The 25,713-nt window shown below is 69.5% G+C and carries 24 protein-coding genes; 10 read left to right on the forward strand and 14 right to left on the reverse strand.

Translation table 11 applies throughout. From position 1 onward, the window contains the following. Positions 1-39: 39 nt before the first annotated feature. The 3 genes from P1Y20_RS11630 (at position 40) to P1Y20_RS11640 (ending at position 3,398) form a co-directional block, all read left to right on the forward strand. Entirely contained in the window at positions 40-519 is a 480-nt protein-coding gene (locus P1Y20_RS11630) for a GNAT family N-acetyltransferase (protein ID WP_304448826.1), read from the forward strand. 129 nt (positions 520-648) lie between these two features. Beyond that, the gene (gene thsA / locus P1Y20_RS11635; RefSeq protein WP_304449490.1) at positions 649-2,316 is read left to right on the forward strand and encodes a thermosome subunit alpha; all 1,668 of its coding nucleotides are present in this window, start codon (positions 649-651) and stop codon (positions 2,314-2,316) included. Positions 2,317-2,468: 152 nt separating this feature from the next. Next, positions 2,469-3,398, forward strand: coding sequence for a calcium/sodium antiporter (locus P1Y20_RS11640; RefSeq protein ID WP_304448827.1), 930 nt, complete (start codon positions 2,469-2,471; stop codon positions 3,396-3,398). Positions 3,399-3,412: 14 nt separating this feature from the next. Here the strand turns inward: P1Y20_RS11640 and lrp are convergent, their stop codons facing one another. Next, positions 3,413-3,871, reverse strand: a complete 459-nt coding sequence (lrp, locus tag P1Y20_RS11645) for an HTH-type transcriptional regulator Lrp (RefSeq protein ID WP_304448828.1) — start codon at positions 3,869-3,871, stop codon at positions 3,413-3,415. A 127-nt stretch (positions 3,872-3,998) separates the two neighbouring features. On the opposite strand from lrp, the gene glnA reads away from it, so the two are divergent. Further along, positions 3,999-5,363 (forward strand): type I glutamate--ammonia ligase, encoded by a 1,365-nt coding sequence (gene glnA, locus P1Y20_RS11650; RefSeq protein ID WP_304448829.1) that lies wholly within the window; start codon positions 3,999-4,001, stop codon positions 5,361-5,363. 58 nt (positions 5,364-5,421) lie between these two features. Here glnA and P1Y20_RS11655 read toward each other — a convergent pair whose 3' ends face one another. Genes P1Y20_RS11655 through P1Y20_RS11665 form a run of 3 tightly spaced genes read right to left on the reverse strand, consistent with a single transcriptional unit; the run spans position 5,422 to position 8,821 of the window. Further along, a complete protein-coding gene (locus P1Y20_RS11655) occupies positions 5,422-6,327 on the reverse strand; it encodes a phosphatase PAP2 family protein (protein WP_304448830.1) in 906 nt (301 codons plus the stop codon). 49 nt (positions 6,328-6,376) lie between these two features. Beyond that, positions 6,377-7,657 (reverse strand): YihY/virulence factor BrkB family protein, encoded by a 1,281-nt coding sequence (locus P1Y20_RS11660; protein WP_304448831.1) that lies wholly within the window; start codon positions 7,655-7,657, stop codon positions 6,377-6,379. 57 nt (positions 7,658-7,714) lie between these two features. Then, on the reverse strand, positions 7,715-8,821 hold the full coding sequence (locus tag P1Y20_RS11665) for a tRNA (guanine(26)-N(2))-dimethyltransferase (protein ID WP_304448832.1): 1,107 nt from the start codon (positions 8,819-8,821) through the stop codon (positions 7,715-7,717). A gap of 138 nt (positions 8,822-8,959) precedes the next feature. Here P1Y20_RS11665 and P1Y20_RS11670 point away from each other — a divergent pair, with 138 nt between their 5' ends. The 3 genes from P1Y20_RS11670 (at position 8,960) to P1Y20_RS11680 (ending at position 10,721) form a co-directional block, all read left to right on the forward strand. After that, complete coding sequence (locus tag P1Y20_RS11670) at positions 8,960-9,709, forward strand: YqcI/YcgG family protein (RefSeq protein ID WP_304449491.1); 750 nt, start codon at positions 8,960-8,962, stop codon at positions 9,707-9,709. Continuing rightward, positions 9,706-10,308 (forward strand): cysteine hydrolase family protein, encoded by a 603-nt coding sequence (locus tag P1Y20_RS11675; RefSeq protein ID WP_304448833.1) that lies wholly within the window; start codon positions 9,706-9,708, stop codon positions 10,306-10,308. Before P1Y20_RS11670 ends, P1Y20_RS11675 begins: the two co-directional genes overlap by 4 nt. A 65-nt stretch (positions 10,309-10,373) precedes the next feature. Beyond that, the gene (locus P1Y20_RS11680) at positions 10,374-10,721 is read left to right on the forward strand and encodes an SWIM zinc finger family protein (protein WP_304448834.1); all 348 of its coding nucleotides are present in this window, start codon (positions 10,374-10,376) and stop codon (positions 10,719-10,721) included. A gap of 334 nt (positions 10,722-11,055) precedes the next feature. On the opposite strand, the gene hisH is transcribed toward P1Y20_RS11680, so the two are convergent. The 4 genes from hisH to P1Y20_RS11700 form a co-directional block, all read right to left on the reverse strand. Beyond that, the gene (hisH, locus tag P1Y20_RS11685) at positions 11,056-11,700 is read right to left on the reverse strand and encodes an imidazole glycerol phosphate synthase subunit HisH (protein WP_304448835.1); all 645 of its coding nucleotides are present in this window, start codon (positions 11,698-11,700) and stop codon (positions 11,056-11,058) included. Positions 11,701-11,772: 72 nt separating this feature from the next. Further along, positions 11,773-12,378, reverse strand: coding sequence for a uracil-DNA glycosylase (locus tag P1Y20_RS11690; RefSeq protein ID WP_304448836.1), 606 nt, complete (start codon positions 12,376-12,378; stop codon positions 11,773-11,775). Positions 12,379-12,401: 23 nt separating this feature from the next. After that, positions 12,402-13,010 (reverse strand): endonuclease dU, encoded by a 609-nt coding sequence (locus P1Y20_RS11695; RefSeq protein WP_304448837.1) that lies wholly within the window; start codon positions 13,008-13,010, stop codon positions 12,402-12,404. 75 nt (positions 13,011-13,085) lie between these two features. Beyond that, entirely contained in the window at positions 13,086-13,262 is a 177-nt protein-coding gene (locus P1Y20_RS11700; protein WP_304448838.1) for a DUF5786 family protein, read from the reverse strand. A gap of 81 nt (positions 13,263-13,343) precedes the next feature. Here P1Y20_RS11700 and P1Y20_RS11705 point away from each other — a divergent pair, with 81 nt between their 5' ends. Together P1Y20_RS11705 and P1Y20_RS11710 are read left to right on the forward strand one after the other, a co-directional pair. Further along, positions 13,344-13,955 (forward strand): MBL fold metallo-hydrolase, encoded by a 612-nt coding sequence (locus P1Y20_RS11705; RefSeq protein ID WP_304448839.1) that lies wholly within the window; start codon positions 13,344-13,346, stop codon positions 13,953-13,955. 180 nt (positions 13,956-14,135) lie between these two features. Continuing rightward, a complete protein-coding gene (locus P1Y20_RS11710; protein ID WP_304448840.1) occupies positions 14,136-14,672 on the forward strand; it encodes a GNAT family N-acetyltransferase in 537 nt (178 codons plus the stop codon). A gap of 194 nt (positions 14,673-14,866) precedes the next feature. Here P1Y20_RS11710 and polC read toward each other — a convergent pair whose 3' ends face one another. Continuing rightward, complete coding sequence (polC, locus tag P1Y20_RS11715) at positions 14,867-19,990, reverse strand: DNA polymerase II large subunit (RefSeq protein ID WP_304448841.1); 5,124 nt, start codon at positions 19,988-19,990, stop codon at positions 14,867-14,869. A 148-nt stretch (positions 19,991-20,138) separates the two neighbouring features. Here polC and P1Y20_RS11720 point away from each other — a divergent pair, with 148 nt between their 5' ends. Continuing rightward, positions 20,139-21,077, forward strand: coding sequence for an NAD(P)-dependent oxidoreductase (locus P1Y20_RS11720; RefSeq protein ID WP_304448842.1), 939 nt, complete (start codon positions 20,139-20,141; stop codon positions 21,075-21,077). Here P1Y20_RS11720 and P1Y20_RS11725 read toward each other — a convergent pair. From P1Y20_RS11725 to P1Y20_RS11745, 5 genes are all read right to left on the reverse strand, one after another. Then, a complete protein-coding gene (locus P1Y20_RS11725) occupies positions 21,074-21,628 on the reverse strand; it encodes a GrpB family protein (protein ID WP_304448843.1) in 555 nt (184 codons plus the stop codon). The two genes, P1Y20_RS11720 and P1Y20_RS11725, sit on opposite strands and share 4 nt — an antisense overlap. A 2-nt stretch (positions 21,629-21,630) precedes the next feature. After that, the gene (locus P1Y20_RS11730) at positions 21,631-22,482 is read right to left on the reverse strand and encodes a polyprenyl synthetase family protein (RefSeq protein WP_304448844.1); all 852 of its coding nucleotides are present in this window, start codon (positions 22,480-22,482) and stop codon (positions 21,631-21,633) included. A gap of 200 nt (positions 22,483-22,682) precedes the next feature. After that, positions 22,683-23,654: an electron transfer flavoprotein subunit alpha/FixB family protein gene (locus tag P1Y20_RS11735; RefSeq protein ID WP_304448845.1), complete on the reverse strand. Its 972-nt coding sequence runs from the start codon at positions 23,652-23,654 to the stop codon at positions 22,683-22,685. Continuing rightward, positions 23,651-24,445: an electron transfer flavoprotein subunit beta/FixA family protein gene (locus P1Y20_RS11740; protein ID WP_304449492.1), complete on the reverse strand. Its 795-nt coding sequence runs from the start codon at positions 24,443-24,445 to the stop codon at positions 23,651-23,653. The genes P1Y20_RS11735 and P1Y20_RS11740 overlap by 4 nt, the downstream gene beginning before the upstream one ends. 37 nt (positions 24,446-24,482) lie before the next feature. Next, positions 24,483-25,658, reverse strand: a complete 1,176-nt coding sequence (locus tag P1Y20_RS11745) for a helix-turn-helix transcriptional regulator (RefSeq protein WP_304448846.1) — start codon at positions 25,656-25,658, stop codon at positions 24,483-24,485. Between the last annotated feature and the right edge of the window lie 55 nt (positions 25,659-25,713).

Below are 25,713 nucleotides of genomic sequence, written 5' to 3' on the forward strand. Positions count from 1 at the left end.
CGGGTAGGCGTTAAGCCGCCACCCGTGGTACCACGGGACATGAACGTCAGGGAAGCGACGCTCGCCGACGTCCCGGCGCTCAGACGTATCGCCCGCGCGTCCTGGGAGCGCGACGAGGTGCTCACCCGCGAGACGGCCACCGAGACGGTCGAGGAGTGGTACGACGAGTCGCGACTCGCCGCCGACGTCGAGAGTCCCGGCGTGCTCGTGCTGGCCGCCGCGATGCGCGACGCGGTCATCGGCTTCGCCCACGCCGTCGTCCACGGCGACACGGGGACCGTCCTGCGCCTCTACGTGGAACCGGACCGCCGCCGGACCGGCGTCGGGACCCAGTTGCTCGAAGCGACGTGCGAGGAACTCGCTGCACGGGGGGTCGAGCGCGTCCAGGCGATGACGCTCGCGGCGAACGACCCCGGAACGGCGTTCTACGAGGCCAACGGCTTCGAGCGGACGAGCAAGGGGACGACGACCATCGGCGGGGAGTCGTACCCCGAACACGTCTACACCCGTCCCGTTTGAGTATTTAAAAGAAGACGAAACCGACGATATCGGCCGTCTCTCGGGGGGACTGTGTGCCGGTTTCGCATATCACTCCGACGCTTTTATATAGAATCACATTCAATCATTCGGCTGACTATGTCCCAACACATGGGCAACCAGCCCCTCATCGTACTCTCGGAGGAGAGCCAGCGCACCTCCGGGCGCGACGCGCAGTCGATGAACATCACGGCGGGGAAGGCCGTGGCCGAGGCGGTACGGACGACTCTCGGCCCGAAAGGGATGGACAAGATGCTCGTCGACTCGACGGGCAACGTCGTCGTCACGAACGACGGCGTCACCATCCTCGACGAGATGGACATCGAGCACCCCGCCGCGAACATGATAGTGGAGGTCGCCCAGACGCAGGAGGACGAGGTGGGTGACGGGACCACCACCGCCGTCGTCATCTCGGGCGAACTCCTCGCGAAGGCCGAGGACCTCCTCGAACAGGACATCCACGCCACCATCCTCGCGCAGGGGTACCGACAGGCCGCCGCGAAGGCCAAGGAACTCCTCGAGGAGATGGCCATCGAGGTCGACGAGGACGACACCGAACTGCTCGAGCAGATCGCCTCGACCGCGATGACCGGCAAGGGCGCCGAGTCCGCGAAGGACCACCTCGCGGCGCTCGTCGTCGACGCCGTCCGGGCCATCGCCGACGAGGAAGGCATCGACACGGAGAACGTGAAGGTCGAGAAGGTCGTCGGCGGCTCCATCGACGAGTCCGAACTCATCGAGGGCGTCATCATCGACAAGGAGCGCGTCCACGACAACATGCCGTACTTCAAGGAGGACGCCAACATCGCGCTCCTCGACTCGGCCATCGAGGTCAAGGAGACGGAAATCGACGCCGAGGTCAACGTCACCGACCCCGACCAGCTCCAGCAGTTCCTCGACCAGGAGGAGAAACAGCTGAAGGAGATGGTCGACCAGCTCGTCGAGGTCGGCGCCGACGTCGTCTTCTGCCAGAAGGGCATCGACGACATGGCCCAGCACTACCTGGCCCAGGAGGGCATCATCGCCGTCCGCCGCGCGAAGAAGTCCGACATGAAGCGCCTCGCGCGCGCCACGGGCGGCCGCGTCGTCTCCAACCTCGACGACATCGAGGCCGACGACCTCGGCTTCGCCGGCAGCGTCGCCGAGAAGGACATCGGCGGCGACGAGCGCATCTTCGTCGAGGACGTCGAGGAGGCGAAGTCCGTCACGCTCGTCCTCCGCGGCGGCACGGAGCACGTCGTCGACGAGGTCGAGCGCGCCATCGACGACTCGCTCGGCGTCGTCCGCGTCACGCTCGAGGACGGGAAGGTGCTGCCCGGCGGCGGCGCCCCCGAGACGGAACTCGCGCTCGAACTGCGCGACTACGCCGACTCCGTCGGCGGCCGCGAGCAGCTCGCCATCGAGTCGTTCGCCGACGCCATCGACGTCGTCCCGCGCATGCTCGCGGAGAACGCCGGCCTCGACCCCATCGACTCGCTGGTCGACCTCCGCTCGAAGCACTCGGGCGGCGAGGGCACCTCCGGCCTCGACGCCTACACCGGCGAGGTCATCGACATGGAGGCCGAGGGCGTCGTCGAACCCCTCCGCGTCAAGACCCAGGCCATCGAGAGCGCGACGGAGGCGGCCGTCATGATCCTCCGCATCGACGACGTCATCGCCGCGGGCGACCTGAAGGGCGGCGGCAGCGACGACGACGACGAGGACATGGACATGCCGGGCGGCGGCATGGGCGGTATGGGCGGCATGGGCGGTATGGGCGGCATGGGCGGCGCGATGTGAGCGCCGAACAGGCACCCACTACGTCCCCCTGACCCCACACGTCACTCGCACCGCGCTTCGACCACTTCTCCGATTTTTCGCCTCGACGAGCCGCGGCGCCTGCCGACTCGTCGCGTTTTATTGTGCCGGGTGCGCTACTCTCGACGACTGAGATGGTCACGAGTATCGCCGTGGACGTCGTCCTCGTCGTCGTCGGTGTCGTCGGGTTGTGGCTCGGCGCGCGCCTGTTCGTCGACGGCGCCGCGGTGTTCGCGCGCCGCGCCGGCCTCTCGGACCTCGTCATCGGTCTCACGGTGGTCTCGGCCGGCACCTCCCTGCCCGAGGCGACGGTCTCGGTCGAGGCGGCGCTGGTCGGCAGCCCCGACATCGCCGTCGGCAACGTCGTCGGCTCGAACCTGTTCAACATCGGGTTCGTCCTCGGCCTCGTCGCCCTCCTCGGGGGCGTCGGTGCCTCCCGCGCGCTCGTCCGACGCGACGGGGGCGTCCTCGTCGGGTCGGCGCTCCTCGTCCTCGCGTTCCTCCTCGACCTCCGCGTCTCCCGCGTCGAGGGCCTCCTGTTGCTCCTCGGGTTCGCCGCCTACCTCGCCCTCCTCCTGCGGAGCGACGACGCCCCGACGGAGGCCGTTCCCGCCACCTCGTCGTCGGTCCCGCGGACCGTCGGTGCGCTGGTCGCCGGTCTCGTCCTCGTCGTCGTCGGGGCCAGCGTCCTCGTCGCGTCGGCGAGCGACCTCGCGCGCCTCGCCGGCCTCTCTGAGTGGCTCATCGGCGTGACCGTCGTCGCGGTCGGGACCTCCTCGCCGGAGATAGCCGCGAGCGTGGCCGCCGCCCGCCGGGGACTGGGCGGTATCGCGGCGGGCAACCTCGTCGGCAGCAACGTGTTCAACGCGCTCGGCATCCTCGGCCTCACGGCGGCCGTCCACCCCGTCGACGTCTCCCCGGCGGCGCTCCCGGACGCGACGTGGCTGGTTGGACTCTCCGTGGTCGTCGTCGTCCTGTTCGCGTCCGGCCGGCGCCTCTCGCGGCCCGAAGGCGTGCTGTTGCTGGCCGCGACGCTCGTCAGGTGGGTCCTCGACGCGCTGTAAGAGGGGGTGGTCGCTTACTCCGGGACTTCCAGCGGGAACTGCTCGTGTTCGCTGACCGCGCTGAGCACGACGCTGGTGTTGGACTCCTTGATGTTGGCGTCGGTGAGCAGTTCCTTGATCTGTCGGTTCATCCCATCGGTGTCCTTGAACTTGCCGATGGCGATGATGTCGTGGTCACCCGTGACCTCGTAGACCGAGATCATCTGCCGGGCGTTCCGGAGGGTGTCCGCGACGTCCTGGAGGGCGTTGCCCTCGACCTTCAGCTGGATGACGGCGGTCACGTCGTAGCCGACGGCGTCGTAGTCCACGATGGGGGCGTACCCCTGGATGACGCCGTTCGATTCGAGGTCCTTCAGGTGGTTCGAGACGGTCGTGACCGAGACGTCGAGTTCTTCGGCGAGACTGCGAAGACTGGCGCGTCCGTCCTCCAGGAGGGCGTTGACCAGCTTCTCGTCTAGATTTTCGTACGTCATTACACCTACCCAGTGAGTGGAGGGACTATAATTTTACGTTTATCCATTTCCACAGGACCGCGGGCGAGGGTTGCACTGACCAGTATCGCTTTATACGAATAGACGGATGTATGCACAACGCGCAAAGATGACAAACCCAAACGTAACTCCGGATGGGGGGTTGACGACGGCGGCCCAGGCGGTCGTCGACGAGATCGAATCGGAAGGCGTCGACTTCCTCCGGCTCCAGTTCACTGACATCCTCGGGACGGTCAAGAACGTTGCCGTTCCGGCCTCACAGGCCGAGAAGGCGTTCACCGAAGGCATCTACTTCGACGGCTCCTCCATCGAGGGGTTCGTCCGTATCCAGGAGAGCGACATGCGACTCGTCCCGGACCCGGCGACGTTCGCCATCCTCCCGTGGCGCGACGGCAAGTCCGCCCGCCTGATGTGCGACGTCATCGACACCTCGACGGGCGAACCGTTCACGGGCGACCCGCGGTACGTCCTCAAGCAGGCGCTCGCCCGCGCCGACGACATGGGCTACCAGGTCAACGCCGCGCCCGAACCCGAGTTCTTCCTGTTCGAGGAGGGCGAGGACGGCACCGCGACGACGACGACCAACGACGCCGGTGGCTACTTCGACGTCGCCCCCAAGGACCTCGCGAGCGACGTCCGCCGCGACATCATCTACGGCCTCGAGAACATGGACTTCGAGATAGAGGCCAGCCACCACGAGGTCGCCGAGGGCCAACACGAGATCAACTTCAAGTACGACGACGCGCTGGCGACGGCCGACAACGTCGCGACGTTCCGGATGGTCGTCCGCGCCATCGCGGCCGAACACGGCTACCACGCGACGTTCATGCCCAAGCCCATCGCGCGCATCAACGGCTCGGGGATGCACACGCACGTCTCGCTGTTCACCGAGGACGGCGAGAACGCGTTCCACGACGACGACGACGAGTTCAACCTCTCGTCGACGGCCCACTCGTTCCTCGCGGGCGTCCTCGAACACGCGCCGGCCATCACGGCCATCTGCAACCCGACGGTCAACAGCTACAAGCGCCTCGTCCCCGGCTACGAGGCCCCCGTCTACGTCGCCTGGTCCGACCGCAACCGCTCGGCGCTCATCCGCAAGCCGGCCGCCCGCGTCCCGGCCGCCTCCCGCGTCGAACTCCGCTCGCCCGACCCGTCGTGTAACCCCTACCTCGCGCTCGCGGTCATCATCCACGCCGGCCTCGACGGCGTCGAGCGCGACCTGGAGGCGCCCGACCCGGTCCGCGAGAACATCTACGAGTTCGACGAGGCGAAACGCGAGGAGTACGGCATCGACACGCTCCCGGCGAACCTCGGGCAGGCGCTCGACGCGCTCCAGGACGACGAGGTCGTCCGCGACGCGCTCGGCGAGCACGTCGTCGAGAAGTTCGTCGCGGCGAAGACCCAGGAGTACGACGAGTTCCGCGTCGACGTCTCCCAGTGGGAACTCGACCGCTACCTCGAGACGTTCTGAACCGACCACGAGACCCTTCTTTCGGCGCTCGACCCCACCCCGCCAGCGCTGCCTCCCGCTATCCGGGCGCTCGCACCGCCTCCCGTCCCCGGCCGACCACCGGCAGGGCGACGGCGGCGGCGACGCCCGCACCCGCACCGACCGCCAGCAGCGCGCCGAGCCACGACCCGTCGAGGACGACGGGCAGGACGGCCGCCAGTACCAGTGCCCCGCCGCCGGCCACCAGCGCGGTCGCCGACCGCCAGTCGGCCCGCGAGACGAGCGTCCAGCCGACGAGCGCGCCGGCGGCCGCGCCGAGTTCCGCGGCCGCCGTCACCCCGCCGTCGAACCAGACCGCCGCCAGCGCCGCCACGAGCGCGAGCCACAGCGCGCGGACCGGTCGCTCGACGGCGTCGAGGCCGACGAACACCGCGATGAGCGCGACACCGAGCACCACCCCGGCGACCACGTCGACGAGGTAGTGGACGCCGAGGACGAGCCGCGAGAACGAGACGACGCCCACGAGCGTCGCGACGGCGAGCGCCCGCCGCCGGGGCGTCCAGACGTCGGCGACGAGCGCGAGCGTCCCCCAGACGACCGTCGAACCGATGGCGTGACCGCTCGGGAAGCCGTAGCCCGTCGCCGTCGCGGCGTCGACGTATGCCGCACCCACGACCGACGGGAGGGCGTCGCGGAACGGGATGGCCTCGACGGTCGGGCGCGGGAAGGCGAACAGTCCCTTGAGCGCCGTCGTGAGCGCCAGTGCCGTGATGGCGGCGGCGACGACCAGCGCCGCCCGTCGCCGGTCGAGCCACGGGACGCGCTCGGCGCCGACGTAGGCGCCGGCGGTGACGAGCCCGAGCAGCCACGGGTCGCCGAGCTGCGTGAGCACGGCGAAGAGGGTGACGGCGACCTCCGGGAGGAGGTCCCGTATCTCCGCCGTTACCCCGAGGTTTCGGCCGACGGCGACGGTCGAGACGTACATCACTCGGCAGTTGCACTCGCCGTCACAATAGGACTGTGGTGTGTCGCGTCTAGCTCCGGAACTGCTGGACGCGGTCGCGCAGACGGCCGGGGACGCCGACGAGGTTGAACCCGAGGCCGACGGCGACGAACACGACGTAGAGGCCGAGCGTCGAGAGCCAGATGACGAGCATGGCGGCGACGGCCCACGCGCCGCTGTCGAGCAGCCAGAACGCCCCGAGGGTCATCGCCGTCCCGTACAGCAACACGAGGTACGGCCCCCAGCCGCGGGCCTTCCCGCGGCGCATGCGTCCGCGGACGTATCGCTTCAGGTCCCGTTCGATGTCGTCGCGGTGGACGGTCCGCTCCTCGATGTCCTGCTCGAACGAGGCGACCTGTTCGCGCAGTCGGCGGACCTCCGCCTTTAGCTCTTCGTCGTCCAGTTCCGTCTCCAGTCGGTCGAAGTCTTCGTCTGCCATGAGCGAGGGTGATGTCGTTTGCGTCTCCGATTCGTCTCCGGTACCGTCGTCGTCTTCGTCGGCCTCGATACGCCCCGCGAGGACGGCGTTCAGCACGACGCCCACCAGCAGGATGAGCGCGCCGAAGTACATCCACGTCACCAGCAACAGCACGCCGGCGATGGCGCCGTAGAGTTCGTTGCTCGCACCGGCCGCCTCGGCGTAGTAGCGAAACCCGGTCTGGAGGACCGTCCAGCCGACCGCCGCGAACATCGCGCCGGGGAGCGCGTCGGCGAGCGTCACCGTCGACGACGGGAGGAAGTAGTAGAGCGGGAGGAACGTCAGCGTCAGGCCGACGAGCAACAGCAGCGTCCCGAGCATCCCGAGGAGGTCGACGCCGGCGACCACGAGGTCGAACTGCGGGAGCGCGAGGAGCGTCCCGACACCGACGGTGAACCCGATGCCGAGGAGGACGGCGACGAGCGTGACCAGGCCGTTCCTGACCTGCTGGAGCAACCCCTCCGGGCCGGGCGCCCGGTAGGCCTCCGAGAAGCCGATGTCGAGGCCGCGAAAGAGCTTCAGTGCGCTCCAGAGGAGCGCGACGGTCCCGAGGACCGTCGCGCCGCCCGCGCCCGCCTGGTTCGACAGGATGCTCTCGACTTGTTCGCCGGCCGTCTCGCTTCCGAGCTGGTCGACGGCTATCGCCGCCATCTCCTGGGCGAACTGTTCGCCGCCGACGACGGTGGCGACGAGGACGCCGAACAGCAACAGCGGAATCAGCGAGATGAACGCGTAGTACGCGATGCTGGCGGCGATGAAGGTGATGCGCTCCGATTGGACCCCCTCCACCACCCCCTTCGTGATCGAGATCGCGCGTGGCGCCGCTTGACTCACGCTACCCCTATCGAGGGTGGATTACATATAATGACGGGGGACCTTCCGGGGACTCGCTCAGGTGGTCGCGCGCCGAATCTCCTCGACGTCGGCCGTCGTCTTGACCGTCGTCCCCCCGAAGTGACTCCGCGAGGCCTCGTGGCCGGCGTCGTGCAGGCGTTCCAGGAACTCGTCCATCCCGATGGCGGAGATGCCCCACCGCTTCGAGAGGACGTGCTGGTCGTAGTGTGTCGGGACGTCGAGTTCGCCCTCCAGCGCGTCGAGCAACCGTCGGGCACGCTTCGCCGTCCCCATCTCCTCGGTGACGTGTGCGCGCGTCGCCGCGACGAACGCGGGGTCGTGGGCTCGGCCCAGCCAGACCGGCCCGGCGGTCAGCACCTGCTCGCCGCCGCAGTTCGGGCAGTCGTCGAGTGGGTCCGCGACGAGCCCCGGGTCGTGCTCGCGGTAGAGGCACTCCGGGCAGTGATAGAGGTAGCCCAGTTCGTCGAGCGCGGCGTTGGCGTCGGTCGCCCGGCCGCTGACGCGGAGGTAGGTCCGCACGTAGTGGCGCGTCGCGTGGCTCAACACGGGCGTCACGCCCACGTCGTAGCGGGCGGCGGTTCGGGCGAGCGCCGACAGCAGGATTCGCAGGCCCATCTCGGCGTGGTAGTCGGTGTTGCGCGGAATCGCGCCGTACTTCCGGACGCCGCTCTGGAAGTGCGCCCCGCAGAGCGGCGCGGTGTCGGTGGCGGTGACGCAGACGAGTTCGGTCGCGCTGTTGAACGCCGCGTCCGCGAACGGGATGGCCGTCCCGAACGGGTCGACGTCGACCACGTCGTAGCGCGCCTCGTGCATGTGGGCGTTCGCGTTCCGCCGGGCGACCTCGCCGTCGAGGTCGTTGCGCGCGAGGTTCGCGCGCGCCAGTTCGACCGCCTCGGGGTCGATGTCGGTGCAGGTCACCTCCCACCCCTCCGCAGCGGCGCGGACGCCGCGGACGCCGCTGGCCGCCGTCGCGTCCAGGTAGGTGCGTCCGCGCCCGTGGTCGGACTCGCGGTGGGCGCGGAGCGCGGCGACGGTGACGTCCCGGTTCAGTTCCTGCTTCGGGTTGAAGAAGACGACGTCGCCCGCACCGTGGTCCGGCTGTTCGGGTACCTCGACGACGACGGCCCCCTCGCTAACCTCCATACTCGGGCCTGCCGCCCCGGGGCGAAAAGCCGTGTCATCTCCGTACCCGCAACCGACCCCGCCGTCCGGCCGGACATCCACCCGAGACGGCTGGATACGAACGCTCATTCTCCTCCGGTCGCTAGTCGAACCATGGCCATGACGGAGCCGTTCGGGCTGTGGAACCAGTCGACCATCAGGCGGCGCGTCCGCGAGGGGTCGCTCCCCGCGTGGGTGTGCGACCACTACGAGGCTTTCCGCGCCGCGATGCTCGACGAGGACGACGCCTTCCCCTGTTACTTCGGTGTCGAGTCGGAGCGCACCGGGATGGCGCTCTACACCGCCTGCGCGTCGACGACCGACCCCGCCGCGCTGGCGACGCTCCGCGACACGCTCGTCGAGTACACGCGGGTCTTCGAGAACCACTCCGAACGCGCCTCGCTCGTCGCCTTCTTCCGACCGCCCGAGCGCCCGCTCGACGAACGCGCGTACTTCGAGCGCTTCTGGGGCGTCCTGCAGTACCTCCACGACCACGACCCCGTGCCCTGGCCCGCAGACTTCCCCGCCGACCCATCGGACCCTCACTGGGAGTTCTGCTTCGGCGGCGAGCCCATCTTCCCGACGGCGCGCGCGCCGTTCTACGAGGACCGCCGGAGTCGCTACACGCCACACGGCCTCGAAATCACGTTCCAGCCGCGAGCCATCTTCGCGGGTATCACCGGCGACACGGCGGCGGGACGCCGCGCCCGCGAGGTCATCCGCGGTCGGCTCGAATCGTACGACGCGGTCTGTCCCCACGCCGACATCGGCGACTGGGGGGAGACCCAGGAGCGGACGCAGTACCTCCTCCCCGAGGGCGAGGGGAGTCACGAGCGCTGTCCGATAGAAATCACGACCCCCCGCTCATGACCGGTACTCGGCCGACCGACCACGCCGGAGAGGACGTGCCGGTCTTCCTGCTGATCGACCTCCAGAGGGGGTTCGACGACGCGTCCTGGGGCGAGCGAAACACCCCCACGCTCGAATCGACCGTCGCCTCGCTGCTGGCCGACTGGCGCGCCCGCGGATGGCCCGTCGTCCACGCTCGCCACGCCTCGACCGACCCGGACTCCCCGCTACGACCCGACCGGCCGGGGTTCGCCTTCCTCCCCGTCGCCGAACCCGAGGCCGACGAACCGGTCTTCGAGAAGTCCGTCAACAGCGCGTTCGTCGGCACCGACCTCGAGGCGTGGCTCCGCGCACGCGGCCACGAGACGCTCGTCGTCGCTGGTCTCACCACCGAACACTGCGTCTCGACGACGACCCGGATGGCCGAGAACCTCGGCTTCGAGGTGTACGTCCTCGCCAACGCGACGGCGACGTTCGACCGCCCCGACCACCAGGGTCGGTCGCTCTCGGCGGCGGAGAACCACCGTTTCGCGCTCGCGCACCTCCACGGCGAGTTCGCCACCGTCCTCGACAGCGCCGACCTGCCGGCGCACCTCGATGCGCTCGACGCCGGACGCTGATTCGGCCCGACCTCTCGGATATCCGTACCGAACCTGTTTTCCCCCCTGCGCGGCAACCTCGCGCCGTGACGAGAGCCGAGGAGTGGCGCAGCGCGCTGGACGAGGCGGGCGAACTCGACGCGAGCGCGGCGGGTCGCCTGCTCGACGCCCACGGGTCGCGGGCCGCCCGCGCCATCGAGGCCGTCGGCGAGCGGCGGGTCAAGGAGTACCGCGACTTCACGGTCGTCGTCGGCCACCGCGCGGAGTACGTCGTCGAGGACGGCGCCTGCACCTGCGAGGACTCGCAGTACAACCTCGACCCCACCGACCCGGAGGCCCTCTGCTGGCACGCCCTCGCGGTCGAGATCGCCCGCCGAGTCGACGCCGTCGACCACCACGACATGTGGTACTCGGACGTCAGGGACTTCCTGTAACACGACGTCTCGCGCTGCGGGCGGACCGAAGGTCCACCCTCGGCGACCCCTCGACCGAACGCACTCCGCTCCCCCTCCATCGCTTCGCTCCGTCGGGGGGTCGTCGGCCCGCTCGCTTCCTGCGGTCGCTCGCGGGTGCCGCGCTGCCATCGGACGAGTAGTCACTGTGCCGTCCGGACGTTTATCTCACAGAACGCGGCCAGAGCCCTCCGTGACGTGACTCGCGTCGCGGGGCGCACCACGGGTGTGCGACGCCACGCCCCGCGAACCCGTCCGCGGCGTCGCCTGTTCGAACGACCGGCCCCGTCTACGGCTGCGGTGCGAATCGACCGAGCTACCGCTCCGCGCAGAGCTCGACGAAGTTGCGCAGGATTTTGAGGCCCGTCTCGCCGCTCTTCTCCGGGTGGAACTGGGTGCCGAAGACGGTCCCTGCCTCGTTGGCGACGATGCTCGGGAACGTGCGGCCGTAGTCCGTCGTGGCGACGACGGCGTCCTCGTCCTCGGGGACGGCGTAGTAGGAGTGGACGAAGTAGGCGTACTCGCCATCGACACCGTCGACGAGCGGGTGCTCGCGCTCGACGTTCAGTTCGTTCCACCCCATGTGGGGCACCTTCTGTCCCTCGGCGAAGCGGACGTTGGTGCCGGGGACGAGACCGAGGCCCTCGACGTCGCCCTGCCCGACGCGTTCCGCCTCCTCGCTCGACGTGAGCAACATCTGCATCCCGAGACAGATGCCGAACAGGGGAGTGCCCGACTCGGCCACCTCGACGAGCGCCTCGCGGAACGGCCCGGCGTTCTCCATCCCCTCGCTGAAGGCACCGACGCCCGGCAGCACGACGCCGTCGGCGCGCTCGAAGTCGGCGGGGTCGGTGCTCAACTCGACGTTCGCGCCCGCGCGCTCCAGGCCGCGCGTCGCGCTCCGGAGGTTCCCGAGGCCGTAATCGACGAGGACGACGTCCGCGGCGACCTGCGTACTCATACCACCGCTTGGGAGGTGGGGTGCAAGTCGCTTTCTGTCCCCCGTCGACGGTTCGCACGGCTCCGCCGCTGCTCAGTAGTCGCCGAGACGCGACTGGCCGCTCCCGTCACCCGTACCGTCGCCCAGTCCCGCGAGCGCGACGGCCTCGTCCAGCGCCGCGCCGAACGTCTCCTCCTGGCTCCGGTCGTACAGCGTCGCGGCGGGGTGGACGCAGACGAGGACGCGCCGGGGGGCGCCGCCGAGGCGGTGTTCGACCACCGTGCCGGCCTCCTTCGTCACCGCGACGTCGCGCTCCAGCAGGTGTTCGGTCGGCACCTTGCCGAGCGTGACGACGAGGTCCGGGTCGACGCGGTCGAGTTCCGCCTCGAGGTAGTCCCGGCAGTTCGCCAGTTCCTCGGCGGTCGGGTCGCGGTTCTCCGGCGGACGACAGCGCACGCAGTTGGTGATGCGGACCTCCTCGCGGAGGACGCCCCGCTCGCGCAGCGCCCCCCAGAGGACGTCCCCCGAGCGGCCGACGAAGGGGCGCCCCTGTTCGTCCTCGCGCGCGCCCGGGGCCTCGCCGACGAACAGCAGGGCGGCGTCCGCGGGACCGCTCCCGTTGACGATCTGCGAGCGCGACGCGCAGAGCTCCGGACAGCGCTCACAGCCGCTGACGGTCAGGCCGTCCATGTGGTCCATGCGCAGTCGCCGCGCGGCAGCGACTACAAGCCATCGGTGCGACCGAAGCGCTCGGCCGCCCGCGCCGCCAGGCGCGCCACCCGGAGGGGTTCCGGTCGCCCGCCCTCCGGCGTGTACGCTCGAACCACCCGCGCGGCCGCCTCGGCGTCGAGCCCGACGCTCTGGACGAACAGCGTCTCGGCGTCCCCGGCGTCCCCGGTGTCCTCACCGAGCGTCACCCGTCGACGCTCGGGCAGTCGGTCGTACAGGGCGAGTCGGGCGTCGAGGGCGTCGCCGTCGAACGCGTCGCGGAGCGCGTCCTCCAGTCCCGGGCTCGCCTCGAAGGAGACGCCGATAACGGGGCGCTCGACCGCCGCCGCGAGTCGCGGCAGGTCGACGAGGTTGAACCACGCGGGCGCGACGCCCGCGACGAGGACGTAGCCGACGTCCTCGCGGTCGAGCGTCTCCCAGAGGTCGACGTACCTCGCGGTGCCGTCGGTGCCGCCGATAGAAATCGTGGTGTACGCGAGACCGTCCAGCACGCGGTCGCGCCGACAGACCGCGCCGGCGACGGTGCTGCGCTCGCCGGCGGCGTGGGACTCGGCGATGCCCAGCGCGCGCCCGCGGACGGTCACCGTCGCCTCCTCGTCCACCGTCGTCTCCTCGCCGCTCGGTTGGTCGGTTCGATACGCGACACACCGGTGCGCACCGCGCCGGTCACCGCTCCGTCACTCCTTCATGCTCTCGAGTCGGTCGAGCAACTCGTCGTTGCTCGCACCGAACTCGAAGCTGACGCTCCCGTCGTGGGCCTCGCCCGTCGCGAGGTCGTCGTCGTCCTCGTCCTCGAAGTCGGTGTCGAGTTGCTGGCGGTCCTGCTCGGACTCGTCGTAGCTCCCGAAGCCCATGGTCACTCGGCGCTTAGGAATCCCTCATCAAAAGCGTTGGGTGGGTCGGGGTTGAAGTGCTCGCCCCCCGAGTTTCGGGGTATGGAGGTCCACCACGTCACCGAGGACGCGGAGACGTTCACCTGCAACGCCTTCCTCGCGCTCGGGGAAGTACCGACGCTCGTCGACGTCGGCGCGATGCCCGGCGTCGAAGGCGTCGTTCGCGAGCACACCGACAGCGTCGAGCGCGTCGTCCTCACCCACCAGCACGGCGACCACGTCGCCGAACTCGACGCCGTCGTCGACGCCTTCGACCCGGCGGTGTACGCCTACGCGGAGCACCCCCACCGCACCCACGCCCTCGCCGACGGCGACACCGTCCGCATCGGCGACGAGACGTTCGAGGCGGTGTTCACCCCCGGCCACGCCGACGACCACCTCGCGTTCGTCAGCGACGCGACGCTCTTCGGCGGCGACGTCGTCGTCCACGACGACGGCGCGTTCGACTACGGGAGCTTCGGCCGCACCGACATGGCCGGCCAGTCGCGCGAACGACTCATCGAGTCCATCGAGACGCTCCTCGAACGGCTGCCCGACGGCGTCGAACACATGTACTCCGGCCACGGCGGCGTCTTCCACGGCGACGTCCGCGACGTCGTCGAGACGGCGCTCTCCCGCGCCGAGCAGCGCGAACCGAAGTACCCCGACGAGTAGACCGACCTTTCTACCGGGACGGACCTGCCCCCCGTGCGCTGAACGTCGTCGCGGGACGTTCATGAGTGTGCGATGCCACGTCCCGCAGGTCCACCTCTGCCGTCGTCGCGTCGCCCGGCCGCCTGCCATCGATTGGCACGGCCCCCCAAAGGGTTTGCTCGCCCCCGATAACGTCCAGCTATGCCCGGACCCGTCTTCCTGCGCGGCGAGTCGGTCGTGCTCCGAACCGTCGAGGACGAGGACCTGACGTTCCTCCAGGAGGCCATCAACGACCCCGTCGTGCGCCGCCACCTCGGAGCCAGTACGCCCATCAACGGCGAGCAGGAGCGCGAGTGGTTCGAGGAGCGTGCCTCGGGCGACGACCAGGTCAGCCTCCTCGTCTGCCGCGGCGAGGAGGTCATGGGCTCCATCAGCCTCCACCCTCACGGCGAACTGCGCGTCAACGCCGAGCTCGGCCTCTTCCTCGCCGAGGAATTCTGGGGCCACGGCTACGGTACCGAGGCCAGTCGCCTCCTCACGGACTACGCGTTCCGCGAGCGACGCCACCACCGCGTGTTCGCCCGCGTCTTCGAGGGGAACGAGGGGTCGGCACGGGTCTGGGAGAAACTCGGCTTCCGTCACGAGGCGACCCACCGCGAGTCGGCGTTCCTCGACGGCGAGTACGTGGACGTCCACCACTACGCGGTGCTCGAAGACGAGTGGTCGAGTGAGGAGTGAGCGGCCGAGCGAGGAGTGAGCGGTCGCCGTCCCTCGCGATTTCGAGTGCGCGAGCGGAGCGAGCGCACGAGAAACCGTCTCGGCCAGCGACCACCGCGCGAACGTCGTGAGCGCGACGGGAGCGAGCCGTCGTTTTCGTGGAGGTTCCGCCTGCGAACGGGGCGCACGGCGCCGAGTGAGTGCGGCAAAACGCCCTACATGAAGTCCGCGATGCCGCTCTGTTTGTTCTGGTCGTTCTCGAAGACGCTCTCGAGGCTCTTCTCCAGCACTTCGAGGCGCTGTTTCGTGTAGTCGCGGCAGTCGTACTCCTCGGCGACGCGGATGGCCGTGGTCATGTACTTGTTCACCGACCCCTGGTGGACGGTGAGGTTCACGCGGCCACCGCACTCGCGACAGTCGCCCGTCAGGGGCATCCGGCGGTACTTCTCCCCGCAGTCGAGACAGCGCGTCTCCTGTCGGGAGAACGCCCGGAGGTTCCCGATGAGGTCCGGCAGGAAGTGGTACTCGATGACGCGCTCCGCGACGTCCGTCTCGTCGACGGCCCGGAGCTTCCGCGCCAGCTGGAGCTGGGCGTCCATCTTCTCCATCATGCTCCCGAGGGTCTTGTACGCCGAGAGGTCCGGCCCGAGCGCGATGTTCGAGGTGTCGTGGGTGTGGTCGAAGCCGACGTACTCGCGGTCGGTACCGAGGGACGACTCGGCGATGGTGACGTCCACCTCCTCGGGGTCGGCCAGCCGCCGCGACGCCTCGTAGAACTCCCGCGGGTAGCTCCGGACGACGTCCATGTTGTGCGCCTCGTCGTCGATTTCCGAGGGGTCGATGCGCGAGGACATCACCAGCGGCGCGTCCATCTGCCCGCCGCGCTTGTCCGGGAGGAACGACTTCGAGAAGTTGAGCAGGCCGTCCATGAGGAGCATGACGCAGTCTTCGTCCCCGTCACACTGTCGGACCGACAGGTCGTTTGCGACGAGCGAGTGGGTGTCCTCGACCGTGAGGCAGTAGACGTGGTCGGTGTCCGATTCGACGACCCTGACCTCCTCGACGGGGTCGAGCAGGTACTCGTCGGTGCCACCGTCGTAACAGTACGCGTGGCGACCATCTGGCCGGACAGCGGCGGCGTTCGAACGCAGAACGTCGTCTTTCCGACCGAGATGGAACCCGACTCGATCGGCGAACCGAACGGCGTCGTCCCGAGAAACGTCGATCTCGTACCCCGGCCGCGAGGTCGACATGTCGTCCTCGTCGTAGAACTCCGGGAACTGCTCGTGGAGCAGGAGCGGGGGCACTCGATTCACCTGTGCCGTGATGTCGAGTCGAGTGAGGAGTGCGACGAGGTCGGACGCGAGTTCCTCGCTGACCGTGCTGGCGGTGACGCGAGGCACGTCCGCGTCGGCGTGTCCGTCTCCACTGAAGTAGCCGCTCAGATACGCACCGACGACGCGGTCCGGCGCGTCGAAGACGCACTGCGGGACCCGTTTCGTGTGGGCACGAACACCCGCGTCCAGAACAGTGTCGAAGAACGTACGGAGCAGGCGACCGGAGGCGGTCACTTTCGCGTGGTTCTCCTCGTACGGTTCGACGCCGAACGCCCCCGCGAGGCCGTCGACGAAGAACTCCCTCGCCTCCCGTTCGGTGCCGCAGATCGTGGTCTGGTGAATCGTTCCCTTCGGGGTCTCCTGTTCGCGTGCGAACCCCTCCGCCGCGTAGTACCCGAGGAGCGTCGCGAGACGTTCGTCGAGGGCGACGAACCGGTCGACCTCGGTCCGGTCGCGTTTCATCCCCAGGCGACAGTCGGCGGGGACGAACGCCAGGAGCGCCGCGTCGGTCTCGAAGAACTCCGACAGTAGCGACACCGGGATGCTCTCGCGGTAGAGGTAGTTGCTCAATCCCTTCTTCGTCAGTCCGAGGTGGTCAGCCGTGCTCTGAAGCGGGTAGAACTGACCGTTCCAGCCCTCGGAGAGGCGGTCGGTGAACAGTTCGTACAGCCGACTTCTGTCCAGCCCTTTGACCATGAGCCGGTCGTTGTCGATGCTCGGCTCGTCGAGGAACGCTTCGAGCAGGTCGAACCGGCGCTCGGTCTCCCCCGCCGACACCGAATCGAGGTGTCGGGGTTTGACCAATCGACTGTCCTCGTCGAGTTCTCTGGCTTCGACCGACGTGATCTGGCCGTGGTCCGGGTCGTAGACGTGCACCCGGTGGTCCGGCGTGACGACCAGTTCTCGACCGGATTCGGTCCTGACCTCGACCACGTGAGCCGGTGACGGGTGTTTGCTCACGGCACTGACGGGCTGGACCGACTGTGACCCGTCCGCCCCGAGGGACGGGACGTGCGGCCGTGACACACCGTCGAGTTCCTGGACGAGCGTGCCGAAGTCGTCCGACTCCGGGTCGTCGAGTCGCGCTTCGACGAACGTCTCGATGCGCTCGTGGCGCCACGCGCCGTCCTCGCCCTCGTACCACAGTTTCGTATCGGGGTGGAAGCAGTTGCGGCGCTTCGCTGCGTGAAAGTACGGATGTGCGTAGCCGACAGCCGCGCTCGTGAATCCTACGACCCTCCCGACGACGGCGGCGGAGGTGTGGGGCGCCATGCCGAACACCAGTTCGCCGACGAGGTCCTGTCGCTCCTCGACGTCGTAGAACGGTTCCAGCCCGTAGTACTGCGTCAGGAGCGCGTCGACGAAGTCGGCGGTCTTGAGCATGTGTTCCGCGGCACCGTCGGAGAGGACGATGTCCTGGACGCGCAGTTCGACCAGTTGGTCGTCGTGGCGGAGGGGTTCGCCGTCGACGTCCGTCTCGTAGCCGAGCGACCGTAGCTGGTCGACCGAGACGTCGAGTTCGGCGGCCCGAACGGCCGTCACCGGCAGGTCGGTCATGTCGTAGCGGACGGTGCCGTCCTTGAACGTCGAGACGCCGTGTTTCGCCCGGAGGACGCCCTTCTCGATGGGTTCGGGGACCTTCTCGGCGGACGTGAGCCCCTTCACGCCCTTCAGAATCTCGAAGACGCCGGGGCGTTCGCCGACGGTCGCGAGCGCCTCGCGGTACTCGCTCGCCAGGTCGACGGTCCGGTACTCGACGGGTTCGGCGTCGCGCCCGCACCGGGGACAGACCGCGCGCCCCGCCTCGTCGAGTTCGGCGCGCACCTCACAGGAGTAACACTCGTAGACGGCGTCGGTGTGCGTCGAACAGTCGGGACAGCGCGCTTTGAACGTCCGCTCCCCGCAGTCGGGGCACTCGCGGCGGGCGACCTGCACCTCGACCTGACCGGCGGCGCCGCGCATCGAGTCGGTGTGCGAGGCGGCCTGCCCGAGGTTGCGCTGGCTACCGCCCGCCTCGGCGATGGGGAAGAGCGTGTGGACCGCGGGGCTCATCTCGCGCTTCTCGGACTTCTCGGGCCGGCCCATCCGGTTGCCGATGCGGGTCGGCGCGCGCTCCTGGACGGCGAAGGGGGCGACCTCCTCGACGGCCTGCTGGGCGCTCGCGCCGTCCTCCCACTCGCGCGCCGCGGGCGAGAGGGCGTCCCAGGTCGGTTCGAGGTCGTCGTCCAGGCCGAGCGAGCGAAGCAGCGGTCGGGCGTCGGAGACGGTCACCGTCTCCTCGCCCTGCGTGTGTTCGACGAGGAGCGTCTCGAGCGCCTCGCAGACCTCCTCGCTCCGGGGAATCACGAGGGTGTCGGCGGACGCGTCGTCGGTCGCGGTCCCCCCGGGCAGCGCTGCCCCGTCGGCGCGGGCGAGGTGACCCGCCCGCGCCGCGTCGACGAGCGTCTCGAACCCCTCGACCGACAGGTCGTGCCAGAGGTAGGTGTACGTCGGGTGGAGCGGGGCGTCGTACTCCGTGGCCCAGTCGAGTGCCTCCTCGGCGCTCGGGTGGTCGAGGTCGACGTGCGGGGAGTCCCGGAGCGCCTGGACGTCACAGCCCGCCGCCTCGAGGTCCTGGACCCACCACTCGACGGTGTAGGAGGCGGGCGCGAGCGGGTGGTTGTTCTCGACGAACTCGCCGTAGTTGACGAGGTACTCCCCGAGGTCGACGATGGCCTCGACGCCGTTGCGTACCTCGAGGGCCTCCTCGGGGTCGTCGATTCGTCGGACGTCGCCGTTGGCGAGGCGGACGGTCGGCCCCTCGATGGTGTCGACGGGGACGACGCCCGCCGCCTTCCCCGGGCGCTCGGTCTTTATCTGCGTCCCCGTGGCGAGGAAGTCGTCGACGAGGTGCATCGTCGCCGGGTGGACGCCCGCCGTCGCGAAGCCGTGGTTGCGCGCCCGGCCGTAGCGCAGGCGGAAGCCGCCGGGTTCGCTCGGGTGGCCGAACACCGGCCGTCCCGCGATGAGGTCGCGGAGGTACTTGCCGGCGGGGTCGACGCGCGGCGGGCCGGCAGGTTCCGCGGGGTCCTCCGAAGCGTCGGCCTCGTCGCTCGGGTCGTCGCCCTCGTCGCTCGCTTCGTCCTCACCGTCGCCATCGTCGGCCTCGCTCGCCTCCTCGCTCCCGATGGTGCCGTCAATGAGGTCCTGGAGCCACGGCCAGTCGACGTCGTCGAGTTCCCGCGTGTAGCGCTGTATCTTCGGCGCCTTGAGGGCGATACCCTCCGCGAGGACGAGACACATCCCGCCGCGCGGGGAGTTGGTGTCGACGCGTTCGAGGTCGCGGTAGCCGGAGACCTCCTCCTGGCCCGTCGCCTCGCCGTCGAGGCAGATGGGCGTGTGTTCCGCGATGAACCTCGTCTCCTCGTCCTTCGGCGAGTACTGCAGGCCCGTCTCCTTGTCGTAGAGGCCGACCTCCTCGGCGTAGCGCTCGACCTCCTCGGTGCGGGGTTTGAAGCGGTCGATGTCGAGCAGCGTGCGGGCGTAGTCGGCGACGAGTACCGACAGCGCCTGGGCGGTCCCGCCGGCCGAGCGAATCGGGCCGGCGTAGTAGACGCTGACGTACTCGGTGCCGTCGTCGTTGTCGTTGACCTCGACGCGGTCGATACCTTCGATGGGGGCGGCGACCACCCCCTCGGTGAGGAGGGCGACGGCGGTGCGGACCGCCCCCTCGACCTTCCCCGCCTTGGTATCGTAGTCGCCGACGGTCCCCTCGACGAAGTCGCCGACGAGTTCGAGGGCGGCCTCCTCGCGCGACATCTGCCCTTCGAGGTCGCGCACGCGTTCGGCGACGCCATCGATGCCGAGGATGTTCTCCACGCGGTCGGCCATGTCCTTCGCGACGGGAATCTCGACCTCCGGCTTCGGGTCGCCGCCGCGTCGCTTGGCCTCGCTCGCCACCGCGAACGCCTCGTCGAGACGGCTCTCGATGCGCTCGAAGTAGCGCTCGTCGTCGGGTCTCATGGGCGGCGTGCCGGGGAGGGGAGGGTGCGTTCGCGCTCGTCGCCCGGGCGAGCGACCGGGTCGTCCATACCCCGTCGATGGAACGTGACCGCAAAAAGGTTCCAGTTCTTTACGCTCTCGGGAAGCGCGAGTTCCAGAGAAAACACTTTTGCGGGCGTGCTACGCGCTCACGAGCATGTCGCAGAAGACGGTCGGATTCGTCGGACTCGGTATCATGGGCCTGCCGATGGCCCGGAACCTCCTCGAGGCGGGCTACCCCGTCGTCGGCTACAACCGCTCGGACGACCCGGTCGAGTCGCTCGTCGAGGCGGGCGGCGAGGCCGGCGACTCCCCCCGCGACGTGGCCGAGCGGGCGGACGTGGTCGTCACCTGCCTCCCCGACTCCCCGGACGTCGAGCGGGTCGTCCTCGGCGACGAGGAGGAGGACGCGCCCGTCGTCGACGGCCTGAGCGAGGGGATGACGGTCGTCGACATGTCGACCATCTCGCCGACGGTGACCGAGCGCATCGCCGAGGAACTCTCCGAGGTAGGAGTGACGATGCTCGACGCCCCCATCAGCGGCGGCGAGGAGGGGGCCATCGAGGGGACGCTCTCCATCATGGTCGGCGGCGAGGAGGGCGTCCTCTCGGCGCACCGCGACCTCTTCGAGGTGATGGGCGGGACGGTCACCCACTGCGGGCCGAACGGCGCCGGCCAGGTGACGAAGGCGTGCAACCAGATCGTCGTCGCCTGCACGAACGTCGCCGTGAGCGAGGCGCTCGTCTTCGCCGGGAACGCCGGCGCCGACCTGGAAGCCGTCGTCGACGCCATCAGCGGCGGCGCGGCGGGGTGCTGGACGCTCGACAACCGCGCCCCCGACATGATACGGGGGGACTTCGACCCGGGGTTCTTCGCGGACTACCAGTACAAGGACCTCCGCATCGCCACCGACGCGGGCGAGGCGTTCGGGTCGCCCATGCCCGCGACCGAACTGGCCCACGAACTGTACAAGTCGATGGTCGCCAACGACATGGGCCGAGACGACAACTCCGGCGTCATGCAGGTCATCGAGCTGCTGGCCGGCAGTGAGGCGCGCGTCGAGGACTAGTACGACGCCTCGCGCACGCGTCCCAGGACGCGCTCGACGAACGCGCTTTTCGCGTCGGTGTACGCCGCTCTCTCCGTCGGATGACGAGCGGCGAGGTGGCGCTTCAGCCGGGCGTACGCTCGCCGCGTCTCCGGGTCGTCGCGCAGGGCGTCCCTGAACGCGAGGTGGTCGTGCCAGGTGTCGCTCCCGCGCTCGGTCAGCGTGAGGTAGTGCGTCCGGCGGTCCGCCGGTCCCCGCGCGAGGAAGACGCGGTCCGCGACCGGGTCGCCCGGCCGGTGCTGATAGCCCGCGCGTTCGAGCCGCGGGACGCACGCCCGGGCGACGGCGAGCGACGCGACGGCGACGCTCAGGTCGAGCACCGGCTTCGCCGACAGGCCCGGGACCGCCGTGCTGCCGACGTGTTCGACCCTCTGGAGGCGAGGACCGAGCAGGTCGCGCAGGCGGGCCGCCTCCCGTTCGAAGGCGCGGTGCCACCGCTCGTCGTGCGGTTCCAGTCGGACCGTCCCCCGCGCGAGGCCGAGCGACGGGGCGCCCCCTCTCCCGTCGTTCACGGCTATCGCTCCCGGAGGACGACGAACTCCGCGAGGTCCTGGAGGTACTCCAGGGCCTGTGCGTTGCCGTCGCGGGTGACGGTGGCGGTCTCCAGCGCCTCGAGGGCGGCGTCGGCGCGCGCGTAGGCGCGCTCGTTGGCCTCCTCGGGCGTCAGGTCGGTTATCTGGACGAGCGAGGGGCGCTCCATCTCCTCGTCCTGGCCGGTCGGCTTGCCCAGTTCCTCGGGGTCGGCCGTCTCGTCGAGGACGTCGTCGCGTATCTGGAAGGCGACGCCGACGCGCTCGGCGTAGTTGCCGAACGACTCGACGGTGTAGGCGTCCGCGCCCGCCGCCACCGCCCCCAGTTCGGCGGCGGCGCGAAAGAGTGCCCCCGTCTTGCGCCGGGCGAGCGTCATGTACTCCTCCTCGGTCGAGGGCTGGGCGACGAGTTCGGTCGCCTCGCCCTCGCCGAGTTCGACCATCGCCTCGGCGACCACCTGCATCGCCTGCTCGTCGGCGGAGAAGAGCGCGAACGCCTCGCCGAGCAGGCCGTCGCTGGCGAGGATGGCCGGGCCGTAGCCGAAGGCCGTCCACGCGGCGTCCACCCCGCGGCGCAGTTCCGAGTCGTCGATGATGTCGTCGACGACGAGCGAGGCGTTGTGGACGAGTTCGATGCCGACGGCGAAGTCGACGGCGTCGGCGGTGGTCCCGCCGGCGGCCTCGCAGGCGAGCACCGTCACCATCGGCCGGACGCGCTTTCCCCCCGACAACGAGACGTGGCGCACCTGGTCTGCGAGTTCCGGCGGCTCGACCGCGTCGAGGACCTCCTCCAAGCGGTCCTCGATGCGCGACCGCCGGGACTCCAGGTATTCCATTGCATATAAAGAGGGCACCGCGAGGCAAGTACGTGACGGAACGCGAGAGTCCGGCGTCCCGCGAACTACACCGTCGTCTCGTCCGTCGCGCCGCCACGCACACGGGCCGGCGAGACGCGCTCGTCTCCTACGCGGGGAGCCTCGCGTCCTCGGTCGGTGAACGGACGAGAGAACGGAGAGCCGTCGCGAGCCCCGCCGACTCAGACCGGCGACTCGCCGCCGAACTCCTCGATGAGTTCGGGGACGACGTCGAAGAGGTCGTCGACGATGGCGTAGTCGGCGAGGTCCATGATGGGGGCGTTTGGGTCGGTGTTGATGGCGACGATGGTGTCGCTGCCCTTCATCCCGGCGACGTGCTGGACGGCGCCGGAGATGCCGATGGCGATGTACACCTTCGGGGTGACGACCTTCCCGCTCTGGCCGACCTGGCGGTTCTTCGGCAGCCAGCCGGCGTCGACGATGGGTCGCGACGAGGAGAGCGTCGCACCGAGGGTGTCGGCGAGCGCCTCGACGAGTTCGAGGTTCTCCTCCTCGTCGATACCGCGGCCGACGCTCACGAGGACGTCCGCCTCGCTGATGTCGACGTCGCCGCCGCCGACCTCCTCGAAGCCGGTGACCGTCGAGCGTACCGCCGACTCGTCGACGTCGGCGTCGAACGCCTGCACGTCGGCGCTGCCCTCGCTCTCGGTCTGGGGCCACTCGGCCGGACGGGTGGTGACGACGACCTCGTCGGCGTCGACCTCCACCGTGGTCTCGACCTTCGAGCCGTACATCTCGCGGGTGACCTCCATGGAACCGTTCGCCCGCGAGACGCCGATAGCGTCGGTGACGACCGGCACGCCGAGTCGCTCTGCGACCGCCGGCGCGTAGTCGAGGCCGTTGACCGTGTTCGGGATGAGGAGTGTGGTCGGCGCCACCTGGGCGTAGAGTTGCTCGACGACCTGCACGTAGACGTCGTGGTTGAACTCCTCGCCCTCCGCGACGGTGTGGACGACGTCGACACCCTCGCGGTTCAGTTCCTCGGCGAAGCCGTCGACGTCGCCGCCGACGACGGCGAGGTGGAGGTCGCCGCCCTGCTCGTCGGCCAGTTCGCGACCCGCGGTGACGACCTCGAAGCTGGCGTCGCGGAGGTCGCCCCGGCGGTGTTCGGCGACTGCGAGGACGTCGCTCATCCCTCGACCACCCCCTTGTCACGCAGGAGGTCGGCCAGTTGCCCGGCCGTCTCCTCGGCGCTCCCCTCGTACACCGTCGCGTCACCCTCGGACTCGGGTTCGTACATCGCGGTGCGGCGCACGGGCGTCTCGACGACGCTCGCGTCGAGGCCGAGGTCGTCGAGCCCCTGGACGTCGAGTTCCTTGCGCTGGGCCTGACGGATACCCCGGAGGCTCGCGTAGCGCGGTTCGTTGATACCCGTCTGGATGGTCAGCACCGCCGGCAGCTGGACGTCGGTGAGTTCCTCGACGCCGCCCTCGAGTTCGCGGTGGACGTGCGCGACGCCACCCTCGGCGTCGAGGTCGAGGGCGTTGACGACCGCCGCCCACTCGAAGCCGACGGTGTCGGCGAGTGCGACGCCCGTCGCGCCGAAGGCGTCGTCGTTCGCCTGGACGCCCGTGAACACGAGGTCGGGCTCCTCGGCCTCGACGACGGACGCGAGGACGTCCGCCTTCGCGCCCACGTCGAGCATCTCCGCCCCTGCGAGGGTGTCGTCCCACACCCGGATGGCGCGGTCGACGCCCTTCGCGAGCGCCATCCGGATCGTCTCCTCCGAGCGCTCGGGGCCGACGGTGACGGAGACGACCTCGACGTCGTCCCCGTCCTCGGCGATCTGGACGGCCTCCTCGACGGCGTAGTCGTCCCACTCGTTGAGGTCGTACTCCAGGTACCGCTCGTCGATGTCGAGGCCGTCGATCTCGAAATCGTCTTCGGCCTCGGCCACCTCCTTTACGGTGACGAGTATCTTCATTGCCATCCGACACTCGCCTCGCTGCGGTGTTAAACGTTTAGGAACGTCCGTTATCGTCCTCCGCGTCGGGGAGGCTGATGAGGTTCTCGCGGCCGATTCTGAGCTTGTCGACCCGGTCCTCCTCGTCCATGCTGGAGAGCAGTTGTGAGACCTTCGCGTTCGACCAGCCGGTCTCGGTGACGATGTCGGCCTGCCGCATCCGTCCGTCGTTGTACTCGAGCAGGCGTTCGACGCGCTCCTCGTCGCTCAGCAACTCGTCGTCGAGGACCGGACCGCCCATCGGCCCCGTCTCGGCGTCGTCCGGTCCGCCGGAGTCGGGCGCGTCGACGCCCTCCGACACCGCGGCCGGGGGCGTCGACGACTCAGACGTCCCCCGGTTCGCCGCCCACGGGACGAGGCCCCCGAGGGCGTCCGTGTCCGGGTTACGCCGGAGCGCGTACCCGCCGATGACGGCGACGACGAGGACGAGGGCGGTGCCGCCGAGTACGGTCGTCATCAGTCCGTCCTCGCCGGACGCGATGTCGCCCATCCCCCGTTCGCGGTAGGTGATGGTTATCTCGCCGGGTTCGAAGGTCGTCGGACCGCGCCAGGTGAGGACGTCGTTCACCGGGCCGACGGGGGCGCTCTGGACGCCGTGCTCCGGCGGCGGGTAGACGACGAGACGCTGGTCCTGGGTCAGTCCCGGGAGCCACGTCCCGGAGGTCGTGTTGAACGCGTCGGACACGCGTATGCGGTCGTCCTCGACGACGCCGAAGGCGGTCCACTCGAACCCGAGGCGGAGGGTTCCGGTCCCGTTCGTGGGGAGGTCGTCCTCGTCGTCGGCCGTGGCGCTCTCGTTGCCGCCGCTCTCGTTGCCGCCGGTGAGGTTCGCCTCGCGCGTGACGTTCTCGATGGCCATCTCCCGGTCGGTCGCCTCGCTCGCGGCGTCGTTCGCCGCCTCGAAGGCGTCCATCGACGGACCGGCCTCGGCGCGACCCGCCTCGAAGTCCTCGCCGACGTCGCGGAACGCGGCCGTCTCGTCGGTTCCGTTGAGTTCGTACTGCGTCTCGACGACGAAGCGCGCGTCGCCGTTCTGTTCGACGTGTATCGCTATCGTCGTCGTCCCCGAATCGACCGGTGCGGCACGCTGTTGTGTCGCCTGTGTGACCGGCGCGGCGCCGACGACCAGGAGACAGAGTGCAAGACAGAGGGCGAGGCGCGACCCGGTCCGCATATGTCTCGCAGTCGTTACCCCGTGACGAAAACGCTTTGCATACGTCAAGACACTG

The organism is Halomarina ordinaria (genome assembly GCF_030553305.1).
In the GTDB taxonomy this organism is placed as follows: Archaea; Halobacteriota; Halobacteria; order Halobacteriales; family Haloarculaceae; genus Halomarina; species Halomarina ordinaria.

What these genes read in the sequence shown, in the direction of transcription:
- P1Y20_RS11630 (WP_304448826.1), top strand. Translation starts at nt 40, where the DNA reads ATGAACGTCAGGGAAGCGACGCTCGCCGACGTCCCGGCGCTCAGACGT.
- thsA (WP_304449490.1), top strand. Translation starts at nt 649, where the DNA reads ATGGGCAACCAGCCCCTCATCGTACTCTCGGAGGAGAGCCAGCGCACC.
- P1Y20_RS11640 (WP_304448827.1), top strand. Translation starts at nt 2,469, where the DNA reads ATGGTCACGAGTATCGCCGTGGACGTCGTCCTCGTCGTCGTCGGTGTC.
- lrp (WP_304448828.1), bottom strand. Translation starts at nt 3,871, where the DNA reads ATGACGTACGAAAATCTAGACGAGAAGCTGGTCAACGCCCTCCTGGAG.
- glnA (WP_304448829.1), top strand. Translation starts at nt 3,999, where the DNA reads ATGACAAACCCAAACGTAACTCCGGATGGGGGGTTGACGACGGCGGCC.
- P1Y20_RS11655 (WP_304448830.1), bottom strand. Translation starts at nt 6,327, where the DNA reads ATGTACGTCTCGACCGTCGCCGTCGGCCGAAACCTCGGGGTAACGGCG.
- P1Y20_RS11665 (WP_304448832.1), bottom strand. Translation starts at nt 8,821, where the DNA reads ATGGAGGTTAGCGAGGGGGCCGTCGTCGTCGAGGTACCCGAACAGCCG.
- P1Y20_RS11670 (WP_304449491.1), top strand. Translation starts at nt 8,960, where the DNA reads ATGACGGAGCCGTTCGGGCTGTGGAACCAGTCGACCATCAGGCGGCGC.
- P1Y20_RS11675 (WP_304448833.1), top strand. Translation starts at nt 9,706, where the DNA reads ATGACCGGTACTCGGCCGACCGACCACGCCGGAGAGGACGTGCCGGTC.
- hisH (WP_304448835.1), bottom strand. Translation starts at nt 11,700, where the DNA reads ATGAGTACGCAGGTCGCCGCGGACGTCGTCCTCGTCGATTACGGCCTC.
- P1Y20_RS11690 (WP_304448836.1), bottom strand. Translation starts at nt 12,378, where the DNA reads ATGGACCACATGGACGGCCTGACCGTCAGCGGCTGTGAGCGCTGTCCG.
- P1Y20_RS11700 (WP_304448838.1), bottom strand. Translation starts at nt 13,262, where the DNA reads ATGGGCTTCGGGAGCTACGACGAGTCCGAGCAGGACCGCCAGCAACTC.
- P1Y20_RS11705 (WP_304448839.1), top strand. Translation starts at nt 13,344, where the DNA reads ATGGAGGTCCACCACGTCACCGAGGACGCGGAGACGTTCACCTGCAAC.
- P1Y20_RS11710 (WP_304448840.1), top strand. Translation starts at nt 14,136, where the DNA reads ATGCCCGGACCCGTCTTCCTGCGCGGCGAGTCGGTCGTGCTCCGAACC.
- polC (WP_304448841.1), bottom strand. Translation starts at nt 19,990, where the DNA reads ATGAGACCCGACGACGAGCGCTACTTCGAGCGCATCGAGAGCCGTCTC.
- P1Y20_RS11730 (WP_304448844.1), bottom strand. Translation starts at nt 22,482, where the DNA reads ATGGAATACCTGGAGTCCCGGCGGTCGCGCATCGAGGACCGCTTGGAG.
- P1Y20_RS11735 (WP_304448845.1), bottom strand. Translation starts at nt 23,654, where the DNA reads ATGAGCGACGTCCTCGCAGTCGCCGAACACCGCCGGGGCGACCTCCGC.
- P1Y20_RS11740 (WP_304449492.1), bottom strand. Translation starts at nt 24,445, where the DNA reads ATGAAGATACTCGTCACCGTAAAGGAGGTGGCCGAGGCCGAAGACGAT.
- P1Y20_RS11745 (WP_304448846.1), bottom strand. Translation starts at nt 25,658, where the DNA reads ATGCGGACCGGGTCGCGCCTCGCCCTCTGTCTTGCACTCTGTCTCCTG.